This is a genomic window from Agarilytica rhodophyticola (assembly GCF_002157225.2).
Taxonomy (GTDB): Bacteria; Pseudomonadota; Gammaproteobacteria; order Pseudomonadales; family Cellvibrionaceae; genus Agarilytica; species Agarilytica rhodophyticola.
The window spans coordinates 6728561-6741776 of the sequence record NZ_CP020038.1 but is presented as its reverse complement, the minus strand read 5'-3'; the positions used below and the strand labels follow the sequence as shown (position 1 = coordinate 6741776).

The following is a 13216-nucleotide window of genomic DNA, read 5'->3' as shown; positions in this document are numbered from 1 at the left end:
GATATCTAGAGAATTTCAACTGAAGTAAGAAAAAGGCAAGAGTTATAGCTTTACTCTGCAAAAGTAGAGTATCTTCCCAGCGCTTGCCGATAGTGTTTCAAACAAGCGCTGAGAGAGATCGTCAATTACAATCCGATGGCGATAGGGTCGCAATCCAGTTGCGAATTAATTGTGTTGCTTCGTTATCGACTACCAGACTAGCCAGCGGTGGCATACGTGTACCGTCAAGTGTTTCCATTCTCAAAAGTATGACGGATGCATCTGGATTACCCGGCATAATACGCTCTGCTCCGCTAACGCCTAAATCGTCAATAGAAGCCGCTATACCACAAGTGTTAGTGTTCGCCAGCGGTGTTGAAAAACGTAAGTCCATAAAGTCTGACGCCGCGCCAGGGCGATGACAGCCAGAGCAGTTGCTATGTAGATAACTGCGTGCTCGTTGCTCTAATGTCGCGGAATTATCATCTAGAGCAAAGAACTGAGGAGCAACTGTACTACTTACTTGTGATGCTGGTGTGATATAGCCTGCGGCGTTTAAGTAGTCAACAATGTTAGCGCCGAGGTCTGAGTCAACCCGGTTTAACTGGCCAAGTTCTAGACCTAAACTGTTATTCGCTGCATTTGTATGGCAGGTATTACATTGACCTTGGCTAGGGAACGTGTGGATAAATGGCCCTACGTTTTCTTCCTTACCTGTACTTAGTAATGTTGCGTCTGTTTGTGCGTTATTCCATTCATAGCTGTAACCTTGCCAGCCAGTACTATGATTGACTAAAAGCCGTGTCTCAATAAAGCTGTTGCCGTTGAGGAAGTGCTTAATCAGAATCGAGTCTGTCGGAAATATGAAATCGCCATCACTCTGAAGGTCAATATTCGTGCCGTCGGGAATGGCAAAGGAACGCCTTTTGGCTGCGCCATCAGACCATAAAATGGAATTGGCAGAATAATCAAAAACGCCACTTGGTGATTCTTTATTTAAAACGTCGAAACAGCCCGTATTGCTGAGGAGCGAAGGCATAGTAAAAGTTGTGGTGCCGGTATCTACAATACGATAGACGTTAGTTCCTGGGTTGTCTGGCTCAGCATTTAGTAGGTAAATTTCACCATCATTACCCTGCGCGAACCCAAATGGTCGTAGACCACTTGAGAACAAGCTCGTAAGGTTTGTGCCTGCAGAGGCATTAAAGGGCACACTCAATACACCGCTATCAAACACATCTGAGAATATATATTGACCCACTAAACTAGGTGAGCGAGTTCCCCGATAAACATACCCGCCTACAACAGAAATCCCCTGAGAGCGAGGATATTGTGTAATGGGCAGTGTTAAACCGGCAGTATTACATGGTGCACCGTTAAGGCATTGGTTTGCTTCCATAATGGGCCAGCCATAGTTTGCGCCACTAACTACGCGATCTACTTCTTCCCAGGCGTCTTCACCCACATCACCTACCCATATATCGCCGTTGCTCTGGTCGACGCTAAAACGCCAGGGGTTACGGAAACCATAGGCATATATCTCAGGACATGTTTGTCCTACAGATGCTGCCGAACTATTACAGATTGCACCACCAACAAAAGGATTGTCACTGGGAATAGAATATGGAGAACCACTAACATCTATACGAATCATGGTACCAAGAAGGTTGCTTAGGTCTTGTGAAAAAGCAGGGTTGCCACTAGCCCCATCTCCACCATCTCCAAAGGCGCTATAAAGCATACCATCGTTGCCAAAAGCAAGGTCGCCGCCGTTGTGGTTATTGCCGGGCTGATCCAGAGTTAAAAGTACATTCTCGTTGCTAATTTGCTTAGTTGTAGTATCGACCGTGAATGAAGATAGCGTGGAACGACCACCATTATTAATGTCGTTATACATAATGAATACACGATTATCTGACGGATAATCTGGGTGAAATGCAATGCCTGTAGCCCCCATTTCTAGGACGGTTGAGACTTGAGAACTTATATTCAGAACAACACTGCGTGTATTAGTCGTCTCATTATTTTCGAAGTGATATACAACTCCGCTACGGGCAAGCATAAACCAGAAACTACTATCATTAACCGGTTGCACCATCGCAACAGGTGCATTAACGGCTGGCAAATTAGGGAATGCCTGCTGAGTGCCAACACCACCTCCTGATGTAGAAGGAGTAGGCGCTATACATGAGGTATTCAATTCTCTAACTGGCGTCGGTGTAATTGTTGGTGTTGGCGTTACAGTCGCTGTAGGAGTTGCGGTTGGTGTTGGCGTTACAGTCGCCGTAGGAGTCGCGGTTGGTGTTGGCGTTACAGTCGCCGTAGGAGTTGCGGTTGGTGTTGGCGTCACAGTCGCTGTAGGAGTTGCGGTTGGTGTTGGCGTTACAGTCGCTGTGGGAGTCGCGGTTGGTGTCGGCGTTACAGTCGCTGTGGGAGTCGCGGTTGGTATTGGCGTTACAGTCGCTGTAGGAGTTGCGGTTGGTGTCGGTGTTACGGTCGCCGTTGGCGTTATTATTGGTGTCGGTGTTACAGTCACAATTGGCGTGACAAAGGGTGTTGGCGTTCCTGTAGGTGTGGCAGTAGGGGTTGGGGAACCGCTGGGCATTGGTGCAGTTGTTGGCGCTGGATTAGTAATTGCTGTGGGTGTCGTTGTAGGTGTTGGTATGTTGCCAGACTGAGGCGAAAATAAACCCTGCTCTCCTGCGCCTCCACCACATGCACTTAATACAATTATCGTGCTTAGCAATATGCTTTTTAATAAACGGTCAAATCTCATAAAGCGGTCCATCTGAAATATATTTATCGAAAATGTCGATATGACTGAATTGTGCAATTGTAAATGCGTCAACTTTTTTTGGTTTGAGCACCATCACAAAAGCTGCAGACTCTCTGTCCAAATTATCTGGCGCGAATTAAAACTAATTTAAATCAGACTCTCTTTACGTGTCTATTACAGGTGCCAGATGAATTATTAATAAAATATAGTAATCGTTAGATACGATAGATACAGCGGTTAGCAATAACCAAAAATTTGCAGCAGTGTAAAGCACGGACTTCAAAATTTTAAGAGGAACTTTGTAACATGTTGTCAAATTTACAAAAATATCTTTTGTGTCGGCTTGGGGAGGTTATACTCGCCCACATTCATTTTCTTGGGGAAAATAATGATTAAAGACAAGGTTATTGTAATAACAGGTGCTGGCAGTGGTTTGGGACGAGAACTTGCGAAAGCGTTTTGTCAGCAGGGTAGCCAAGTTATCGGCTTAGGGCGATCGCTAGAAAAACTTGAAGAAACCAAGCGCAATATTGAGCAAGAAAACTATGCATGCTATGCAATGGATGTTGCTGATTATGCACAAGTGAGCGATGTATTTGAGCAAATTATTAGTGCTTATGGACGTATAGATATTTTATTTAATAATGCTGCTGTCTATCCAAAAATAAATTTTCTCGAAGAATCAGCAGAGCAATGGGCCGCCGCTATTGCCATTAATCTAGGGGGTGTTGCCAACTGCGTTAAGGCTGTGCTGCCGTCTATGATTGACAAGAAATATGGCCGTATCTTTAACTTGGGAAGCTGGGCTGATTTGGGGCCTATTGAAAAAAGTGCTGCATACTCTTGCACAAAAGGTGGATTGCATGCACTGACAAAAGCAATTGCAGTAGACATCGCTCACTACAATTTGGATATAGAAGTTCACGAATGGATACCCGGACATTTAAATACGCAGATGAGTGAATACACCGGTATGGATCCTGCCGTTGCAGCTTCTTGGGCAGTGGACATTGCCAGCCAGCCTCACGCCTCGAAAAAGAATTGTATTTACGAGCAAAACCACGAATGGCAACCGCCAAAATCTCTAAAACAGAAAATTAAAGCAAAGTTAATGTTCTGGAAGTAAGTCTGTTAGTGCTAACAGGCTTGAGGCCATCTCTATTTATTATTTTGCAAAGCCTGATCAATGGCGTCGGCAACTCTCAATGCATTAGCTGCGATTGTCAGGCTTGGATTCGAGCCGCCGCTGGTGGGCATAAATGAGCTGTCGACAAAATAAAGATTTTCTAAATCATGGGCTTTGCAATTTTTATCCACAACACTAGTGGCGGGATCATTGCCCGCCTTGCAGGTACCGCAAGGGTGACCGTAGTTGAGGCTAACTCCTAAATTCATGGGAATAGAATAGAGTTTGGATAAGCGCTGGCGAATGCTATTTTTCATAGTACTCACGCGCTGTCTTAATTCGTCGTGTAATGTATATTGAAAACGCATTCCCGAGGGGTGAGTGTGATCGAGCAAGACCTGATTTGTCTGGTAGGGATAGTCTTCCACAATAGTTGTAAATACAGTGGCTTCACCGTAGAGCTTGGACGCTATGTAAGCCGGAATTCTTAGTAATTCGCGTAAAAAGCTAAGCTTTTTTAACCTGCTTTGATCAAACAATAAGCGCAATGCATAAATAACCACACCATAATCAGCTGCTATTCCTGTGGACTGAAACTCGCCTAATTTCTTTCCTTCACTTATGTAAAGATCTCGCACCGCGATAGTTTTATTGGGGCCTGTGCGGGAGCACTTTCGTTTTGGCCAAAAGGCAATGAAATCACTTGCATGAAACATGAGGTTTTTGCCTACCAAACCACTTGAGTTTGCGAGGCCTTGAGGCCATAGCTCGCTGGTTGATTTTTGCAAAAGAACGGGGGTGAAGTAAGCGCCCGCTGCTAATACAACTATCTTTGCTTCTATACGGAAGATTTCTCCTTGATGTTCGACATCAATTCCTGTAATTCTTTTACTATCTGCGTCCAGGTAGGTGACTTCCGCTTTTTCAATGATGCATAATTTGCCCGTTTGAATGGCAGGCATAATACAGGCATTCAGTGAATCCTGTTTACATTGACGTTTACATATGTGGCCACCACATTCGCCGCAGCCCTTTTGATACTCCATTGCTACGTGAAGTCGATAAGGGTGCAAACCTGCTTCCTGAAATAGCTGGAAATAATGCTGATCTCTTTCGCACATAGCGGGTGGCGGGCCTAGATCATAAGTAGCATTGGCTTCAAGAGGGTCGGCAGTGCCTAGAACCTTGAATATTTTTTCTGCCTTTTGATAATAGGGTTCAAGTTCCGGATAGCTGAAGGGCCAGCTAATAGTGCTCCCATCGGGGAGAACTTGTTCAGCAAAATCCTCTGCACGTAAACGCTGTAGGGCAGCAGCATAAAGTAACGATGAGCCACCCAAACCACAGCCCAAAGGTGCCCAAATATCAGCTACAGAACCGTCGACCTCTGCCTTCAGCTTATTTGGCCAGCGACCATTGTTTAAATACTCTTCTGGCTTCAGTTGCTCGGTTTCAACGCCTCCTCCTTCGCCACTAAAACGCGCTTGTCCCTTTTCAACAAGCAATACATTGTGACCTTGCTGGGTCAGAGCATAGGCGGCACTGCCTCCCCCCATGCCGCCGCCAACAATAATGACATCCCATTTTTGTTGACTAGCCTGTTCTGGGCTTAAGAGAACATCCGCATGTATATCAGGACTTATGTATTGAATCATAACTGACGGTTTTCCTCTGCTTCTAAAAACTCAACCACAGGAGAAAACATGGTTTTGATTTGCACCGCTCCTAGAGAGGAAACATGATTGTTATCAAAGTATGTAGGGGCATCGTTAATCATGAGAGAACATGTGCTCTCAGAACAAAAGTACTTATGCGTTCTTAGTATGGTCGCTAAACCTCTCTGCTCCACAGCGTCGAGGGCTGTTTGCATTTTTCCCTGCCGTGCAAGTACTGATGGGTAGTCTTGGGTAGCCAGCTCGGCTAAGTTTTTCTCGAAGTCAGCGCTGCCATTCATTAAGTTAATTGCCAGTGTTCGAGCGAGATAGCGGGTAAATTCAGGAGGCTGCTCGACTACAAAAACTTTGTGTTTATCTTTTGTCAGAACCTCTAATGTCTTGGTGAATGCATCGACAAAATAGGCTGCTTCATCATCCACTGAGCCGGGCTCGGCGCCATCTGGCCAGATAGTAATTTTGTTTTCAGCGTCTATACCTACACCACCACCATTAATGTAATAAGACCAACGACCGACCATGACAATAGCATTGATGCGAGAGTCTCTTTCAATTAAACGGCGGACTGCTTGGTTTCGTTTGCTACATTGCTCGTCAACTACCGTGGAGGAAACGGACTCATCTTTATTAAAATTGTATATAGGAGGGCAGCCACCATCCCAAGCCACTAAAACATTATGATCCTTTCCCTCAACTAAACTCTTATAGCCACGTTTGTATGCACCGCCATGAGAATCACCCCAGACCAGCGTATAAGAAGTGGATGTAAAAGGACTGCCAATAGCGCAAAAACCTATGTTAGGTAAGGTCTTGTTGGTATTTTCTTCGCAGTTTTCAAAGTCACCGAATAGATCACTGGCGGCTACAGCAAAAGCTGCGGTTTTGGAATCGAGTCTATTGGGCATCCCCAAGGTGGAGTGAATATAAAAGCCCACTGCCATAAAGAGCACAGACACAAGAGCAGTGCTAGTAAATACATTGACCTTATTATTGAATAAAACTACTTGCCCTTTGCGTATGGGGGTCTCTACAAACTTCCAGGAAAGTAGAGAGGCTATAAATGTACAGGCGGACATAATGCAAATATCAATTGTGTCGGCACCCTCTGGTTTGCCGTATGTATAAAGCACGTAGACTGGCCAGTGCCACAAATAGAGGGAATAAGATAGCTTGCCAATAAATACCGGTGGTGATGACGATAAAATGCGTTGTACCCAACCAGAATGAGAGACGCCTGTATAGAGCAATAGTACTGTCCCTAAACAGGGAGCCAGTGCTGATACACCGGGAAATAATGTGGAGCTATCGTAAAAAAAGTTAGGAATGATGATCAACAGTAAGCCACATACCGCAGCAATATCATTCGATAGTTTGGACTTTAGCTGAGGGATAAATTGAGTCGCGAGTAAAGTCCCTAGAAACATTTCCCAAGCCCTAAAAGGATAGAGGTAGAAAACTGCACTATTATCGCGATGAATATAATAGGCTGCTGCCGCGAAGGAGGCCAAAGTAAGTGTGGCAAATAAAATAAAGAGAGACTTGCGTGAAAATTTCGCTGTTACCCAAGCGACAAAAGGAAAAATGAGATAAAACTGCTCTTCAACAGACAGCGACCAAGTGTGTAAAAGTGGCTTGAGATGAGAAGAAGTATCGAAATAACCCGCCTGCAAGTAGAATAAGATATTAGACACATACACTGTTGAGGCTAATAGGCTTTGCCCAAACTCGCGAAATTCCTTGGGTAGCATTAATGCGTAAGCAACAGCAAATGTTGCTAACATCACCACAATATATACTGGAAATAGGCGTCTTATCCTTCGAAAATAAAAATTACCAAATTCAAATTTGCCTTTCTCAAGCTGAGAAAAAATAATTGAGCTTATTAAATATCCAGATAAAACAAAAAATACATCAACGCCAATAAAGCCTCCGCTAAAGCCTGGGACGCTGAAATGAAACAGAATGACGATGGAAACGGCAATCGCTCTGATACCATCAATATCCGCACGGTAATTCACAGATAAAATCCTACAATTAAATTCATAATGGAATACTTTGTCTAATTTCTATAGCACAAGCCGCTTGGTGAGCTAAGAGCATAAGTGCTGATCCTTGAAGTATACTATTGACCGGTGTTAGCTTGCTGTCACCAATTTTGAGGTAATTAGCTCAGTGGCTTTTTGACCCCAAGCATCCCAGTGCAGGTGTTCTTCGTAGTAGCGCCTGGTGCTAGTACGCAGATTTTTGTACTTATCTGCTGAGTCCATGTAGTCCATAATTTTTTCTACGAAGTCAGAGGGTTGAGCGCCATCGGCAAGTGCGTGGCCATTAACGCCATCGGTGACAGGCACGCCACCTACCTGCAGGCATAGTGCCGGCAAACCATAGGCGCCAGCCTCACAGAATGCGAAGCCATATGCTTCGTACGACGGCATTACAAAGAAGTGAGAGGTTTTATACAAGGATGTAAAGGTTTTGTATTGCTCTGGGTCATTTTTATCGAGTTGGGGGTGTATGGTCATTTTTTCATGGGTATGAAAGTCGGGAGGCACACATCCGACAACTGTAAGGTGAGCATTTACTCCTCGCTTGATCAGTTCTTTCAGTACTTCATAAACCACCGGGCCACCCTTAGGAAACCAGTCGCGGCCGACCAGTAACAGGCGAACCTCATCCCCGATAGGATTGTCGAGCATTAATTCTTCTGGCTTGGGAGGGTTAATATTGGCTCCCCAATGAACAAGCCGCGATTGCTCATCGTTGAGGCTGTACAATTTATCTGCACTATCTTTGATCCATTTAGATGGCCAGAGCATTAGGTCTGTTGCTCCGTAGACCTTTTTCTCCGCCTTTAAGATGATAGGGTCGAGTAATCGTGAGAGAGAAAAGTACGATCCGAAGGCCTGCCCGACCTTGGAGTTTTTATATGCTGTATAAGTTGCGTCCGATGTAAAAACAGTGAGTAGAGGATAGGGCAGCTTAAGGTTTGCTAGACAGAAAAAACTGTATGAGCAAAACAAAACATCGTATTTTTCCTTTTTCAGCTGCTTGCTGACATGGCGAGAAATAAAGCGTGACAAAAAAAGGTGCAAACGAAAACGCAGGCGCATTTTTATACTCAAAGGCAGACATTCGACGGCTTTACGAAGAAAGTCCAACCCGCCCCAACCACTATCTATGATGGTAACATCACCAGCGTGTTGTTTCAGTGTGTTGTATATCCTGGTATTTCCACCTGAGTGTGCCCAAGTGACAAGTGGGCTAGTCTCACATAAATACGCAATTTTTAATTGGCGTTCATTTGGCATACTTTAAATATCCTGTTGACCCTAGATTTGTACTATTGAGCATGCTTTTAATCAAATCCTTAAAATTGTCGAGAAGTATACGGATTTGCAATAGGTGAGCCAAGTCGTATGAAAAGATAGTTTTAAAATATTTTCTTTGTGTTGAATAGGACTTAATATAGTAATACCTGCACTCATATATACTGGTTGTCGTGTGCTAATGTGTGTTTAATATCTCTCAAACAGAGGAACTTATGGATAAAAAAATCTCAGTTGCCCTTGCAACCTACAACGGAGCCAAATATTTGGGAGAGCTACTAGATAGTATTGCTAAGCAAAGCTACTTACCTTACGAGTTAGTTGTCAGTGACGATAACTCTACTGACGAGACACTTAATATTATTGAAACATTTTCTCGTAATGCACCTTTTAAAGTAAGGATTATTCGTAATACCAATCAGTTAGGTATTATCGATAATTTTGCGAAGGCATTCGAAAATACCTCTGGTGAATTAATTGCTTATTGTGATCAAGATGATATCTGGGCGGCAGATAAACTAGAAAAGTGTGTTAAGCATTTCGACAGCTCAGATGTGAAATTGGTGATGCATCGCAGTGAAGTTGTCAATGGAAAACTAGAAGCACTCGGGTATCATATTCCAGAAGTACATGAAATTGAAATTGGTAAAACTATTTTTCCTTCAAGTGCTGAAATGACCTACGGCTTAGGTCATCAGATGTTATTTGATGCAAAAATATATCATGATTTTGCGTGGATTTTTCGTCAAGGCTTTTTGCCTCTACAGCATATTGCGGAAAATTATGATACACAATTTCGATTTTTGGCAGGTTTTAATGGCAGCATTGTTAGCTTAGACGATGCACTTGTTAAATTTAGACGCCACGAGTCGGCAACAAGTGACGCTGGTCTGGTTGACAGTAAAACAGCGACTACTTCAGGTTTTCTTGGCAAATCACCACGTATTTATATCGATCAGGCTAAAGAGCTATTCGATATTGCACAAACGTTTAAAAATAATATTGTCGGCAAAATGAGTGAGCATTCTGACCGTCTAAACCAATACATACAATTTACCGAGCAGCGTTCAGCCATGTATCGTCTGCGTGGCGATGTATATGATGATAATCCTATTTGGACGCGTTTGAGCCGTTATATCTCTCTAATTTTTAAAGGGGCTTACAGAAAAAAAAGTAATAAAGGCTTTGGTCATAAAGCTTTTTTAGTTGACCTCTTTGTTTCAGTTTGCGGTTTGCATTTGGCGCAAAAAGTTATTGCGCTTAAATCGAGATAATAAGGACAGTTTAAGACTTAGAGCTTGTTGAAGCTAAGGCGTGTTTTAACATATCTCGAATAAAGCGACTTGGCTCTGTATTCTCTTTTTTCTCTATCACACACCTTAAATTATAGAGTGTGCTTCCAATAGTTCGTAGGAATGTCGCTAGTGCAAATTGGAGGCTGCCATGATTTTTTTTGAAATAGTGGCGCCTGGAATCCAGCCAATAAGCGGGAATGCGATCCCATTTTTTCATGCCGGTTGACGCCGAACCTATATGTGCGACCTTACTTTCCAGAATATAACGTACCGGCCAACCTTTGCGTTGAGCACGCAAGCATAGATCTGTCTCTTCAAAGTAAAGAAAAAAAGTTTCATCAAAAACACCAACTTCTTCTAGTGTTTTGATCCGCATTAACATACTGGCTCCCGCAAGCCAGTCAACGTCACAGCTTGTACTGAGCAAGCCTAGAGGAACTTGGTATTTTTTTAATAACTTACTTATCGGCCCAAAACGAACAGCGCCTTCGAACTCACCTAAAGGGCTTGGAAAACGGAAGGCTGTTTCATGTGGTGTCCCGTCTGTGCCATAGATATAGCTACCTGCAAAACCATAGTGAGTGTTCTGATCTAGAAAGTCGATTAGCACTTTAATTGCATCTTGGTCAGGAAAGGCATCAGAGTTGAGTACATAGACATATTCTAATTGTGCAAATTTTTCCCTTGCGTATTGTATTGCATAATTATTCCCAGCACCGAAACCGCCATTGTGACCTGTTTGCAAAACTTCGATATTTTGCCATCCTGCTGTATTTTTATTTTCTTCGACAACCTTTTGTAATTGCTCTTCACTACCGTCTTGAGAGTCGTTGTCTACCACCAAAATTCGCCAGTCATTTTTTTCTCTGTATTCTAGTGCAGTAATAGTAGCTTTTATAGCATCTATTGTAAGCTCTGGTGTTCTGTAATTTAATATTGAAACTGCAATTTTCACGCGATCCTCCTTAAGGCATGCTCATATTAGTTTCTGTCTGTTCTTATCCACTTCGTTTGCTTGCGCACAATATAGCCAATATAAATAGCTATTTTGGAAAAAATATAAATAGGTATATGAAGCATTTCCTTAGCGCTCAAAATTGATCTGCCATATAGCAACCATGTTAAAAAGACAGTTACCAAGAGCGACATTAAATAAATATTTATTGTACTGAAGTAAATCCAGTTGTTAGACATTAGGCTAAATACAGAAATTAATAACCAAGCTGCAGCAATTATCATCACCAATAAAGATAAGGGAGGAATGATTAAATCCATCATCATGCCTAATGCTTCAATACTAGGCTTGGTAATAGCGCGCTTAAAGAGACGAGGGGCAAATTGTTTGAGTGTGCTTAAATGGCCATGCTCCCAGCGCTCTCGTTGAGTCTGTTCTGCTTTTTCACTGCTTGGAAAGTAGCTGTATACCAGTGCCTCATCACAATAGGTAGCACCCATACCATTTTCTGCTAGCTCTACACCAAGGCGCATATCTTCTACTATATCTCCAGTAGCAAGCTTTGCACTGGCTATTGCATCCCAGGGAAAGGCCATTCCTGTTCCAGTGAGTGGAACAGGCATACCCAAACGGGATAAACCTCGTAAGCGGATTTTGTTTTTCACCATAAAGGCAAATTCTGATACTTTAACCGCAATACGGTTAACACTGCCGCTTTTCATTAAATAGCATGCTTGCACGGGACGGCCACGCTGGTGAACGTTCTGTTTGAGTAAATGCAAAGCGTTTGCATCCAAAAGACAGTCAGCATCAACAATTGTCACGATATCTGGCTGTTGATCTTGTTGGTGCAAATAGTCCATGCCATAGGCGAGTGCATAGCCTTTTCCACGTTCTGTTTCATGATGACGTTCGAGAGCGATAAAACCATGTTGGCGTACGATATCGGCGGTATTATCCTGACAGTTGTCAGCAATGACGACTAATGTATCATTAATGCCAATGTGCTTTTTTAAATTCTCTAAAGTATGGGCGATAATTTCTGCCTCATTATGAGCAGGCATTAAGAGTGTGTTTTTTAAATTATCGGGTAACTGCACTTCTTTGGCTGCGGGTGTATTAAACAAACCTAGTAAACACTCGAGTACAAACATACTCACAGGCAATGCTAATATGATCAGTGCGATGGTAATAATAGTATCAAGCATAGAGCGAATAAGTCCGTTGATAAGCTTTGGTGCTATTGTAATTGATTAATATCTATTAGTGGTCGCTTTTGCCAAAGTAATTTTCTTGCGTTATGAAAAATTAATCCTAAGCCTGACAACTCAAGTATCCAGTTCATGTGAATACCCATAAACTGCATACCTAATATAATATCGACATGGTGAAAGGAAGTAGCTCTAGAAAGAATAAAAACTATCAATATGCATACACCAACAATAGCAAAAATATGCACACGAATGACTTTGATGTATAGAACAATGAGTGCCAACATCATAATAAAGCCGGTAATGGCAACAACTGATATAAACAGCTCCTGCATGGCTCGTCTATTCTCGTACCAACCTTGTTCAAAGGCCATATAACGCGCAGTTGCTGTAAAAAAAGACTGTAGGTCTAATTGCTTATTTATTCCCAACGCTACCATTACGCACGTAATAACCAACCATAAGCGTTGTTGACGTACCATCGGCGGATGAAATATGCGATCACTAAATTTAACAACAGAAAAACTTTTATAGGCGCAAACAAAATAAGCAAGTACTGTAAACCACCCCATGAAAGTGGGATCGCCTATACCTGGTGACCATTCTATTTTTTCGAAAAAGTCCTGCATATGTTAAGTGTAGCCTTGATATCGATATCCATATTTTCAGAAATGGGATAGTAGCGGGGGTGACAATGGTGGTCAATTGTATCTGCAATTTTGTATATAGCGATTTTGCATAGCCATGTAGGAGATTTATTTACATCTGGGCATTCAATCACATCGATATAATCTTGTGTCGGAATGCTTTACGTTAAAACTAAAATAATAAAAAGAGAGGTCTCGTTAGAACCTTTTTGGCGTCTATTTTTGCGG

Annotated in this window: 10 protein-coding genes; 3 read left to right on the top strand and 7 right to left on the bottom strand. The window is 42.6% G+C overall.

What is annotated here, in order from left to right; all coding sequences use genetic code 11:
• Positions 1–121: 121 nt before the first annotated feature.
• On the bottom strand, positions 122–2104 hold the full coding sequence (locus BVC89_RS27790; RefSeq protein ID WP_086934339.1) for a PQQ-dependent sugar dehydrogenase: 1983 nt from the start codon (positions 2102–2104) through the stop codon (positions 122–124).
• 19 nt (positions 2105–2123) lie between these two features.
• Here BVC89_RS27790 and BVC89_RS27785 point away from each other — a divergent pair, with 19 nt between their 5' ends.
• On the top strand, positions 2124–2657 hold the full coding sequence (locus BVC89_RS27785; RefSeq protein WP_173780744.1) for a hypothetical protein: 534 nt from the start codon (positions 2124–2126) through the stop codon (positions 2655–2657).
• 486 nt (positions 2658–3143) lie between these two features.
• A complete protein-coding gene (locus BVC89_RS27780) occupies positions 3144–3881 on the top strand; it encodes an SDR family oxidoreductase (protein ID WP_086934338.1) in 738 nt (245 codons plus the stop codon).
• A gap of 32 nt (positions 3882–3913) precedes the next feature.
• Here the strand turns inward: BVC89_RS27780 and BVC89_RS27775 are convergent, their stop codons facing one another.
• The 3 genes from BVC89_RS27775 to BVC89_RS27765 form a co-directional block, all read right to left on the bottom strand.
• Positions 3914–5536 (bottom strand): FAD-dependent oxidoreductase, encoded by a 1623-nt coding sequence (locus BVC89_RS27775; RefSeq protein ID WP_086934337.1) that lies wholly within the window; start codon positions 5534–5536, stop codon positions 3914–3916.
• Positions 5533–7572, bottom strand: a complete 2040-nt coding sequence (locus tag BVC89_RS27770; RefSeq protein ID WP_158658166.1) for an acyltransferase family protein — start codon at positions 7570–7572, stop codon at positions 5533–5535. The genes BVC89_RS27775 and BVC89_RS27770 overlap by 4 nt, the downstream gene beginning before the upstream one ends.
• A gap of 117 nt (positions 7573–7689) precedes the next feature.
• Entirely contained in the window at positions 7690–8862 is a 1173-nt protein-coding gene (locus tag BVC89_RS27765; RefSeq protein ID WP_086934335.1) for a glycosyltransferase family 4 protein, read from the bottom strand.
• Positions 8863–9095: 233 nt separating this feature from the next.
• Between BVC89_RS27765 and BVC89_RS27760 the strand changes: the two genes are divergently transcribed.
• Positions 9096–10154, top strand: a complete 1059-nt coding sequence (locus tag BVC89_RS27760) for a glycosyltransferase (RefSeq protein ID WP_086934334.1) — start codon at positions 9096–9098, stop codon at positions 10152–10154.
• A gap of 10 nt (positions 10155–10164) precedes the next feature.
• Here the strand turns inward: BVC89_RS27760 and BVC89_RS27755 are convergent, their stop codons facing one another.
• The 3 genes from BVC89_RS27755 to BVC89_RS27745 are packed head-to-tail and all read right to left on the bottom strand — an operon-like array spanning position 10165 to position 12970.
• Positions 10165–11130 (bottom strand): glycosyltransferase family 2 protein, encoded by a 966-nt coding sequence (locus BVC89_RS27755; protein ID WP_086934333.1) that lies wholly within the window; start codon positions 11128–11130, stop codon positions 10165–10167.
• A 26-nt stretch (positions 11131–11156) separates the two neighbouring features.
• Positions 11157–12338 (bottom strand): glycosyltransferase family 2 protein, encoded by a 1182-nt coding sequence (locus tag BVC89_RS27750; RefSeq protein WP_086934332.1) that lies wholly within the window; start codon positions 12336–12338, stop codon positions 11157–11159.
• 32 nt (positions 12339–12370) lie between these two features.
• Entirely contained in the window at positions 12371–12970 is a 600-nt protein-coding gene (locus tag BVC89_RS27745) for a hypothetical protein (protein WP_086934331.1), read from the bottom strand.
• Between the last annotated feature and the right edge of the window lie 246 nt (positions 12971–13216).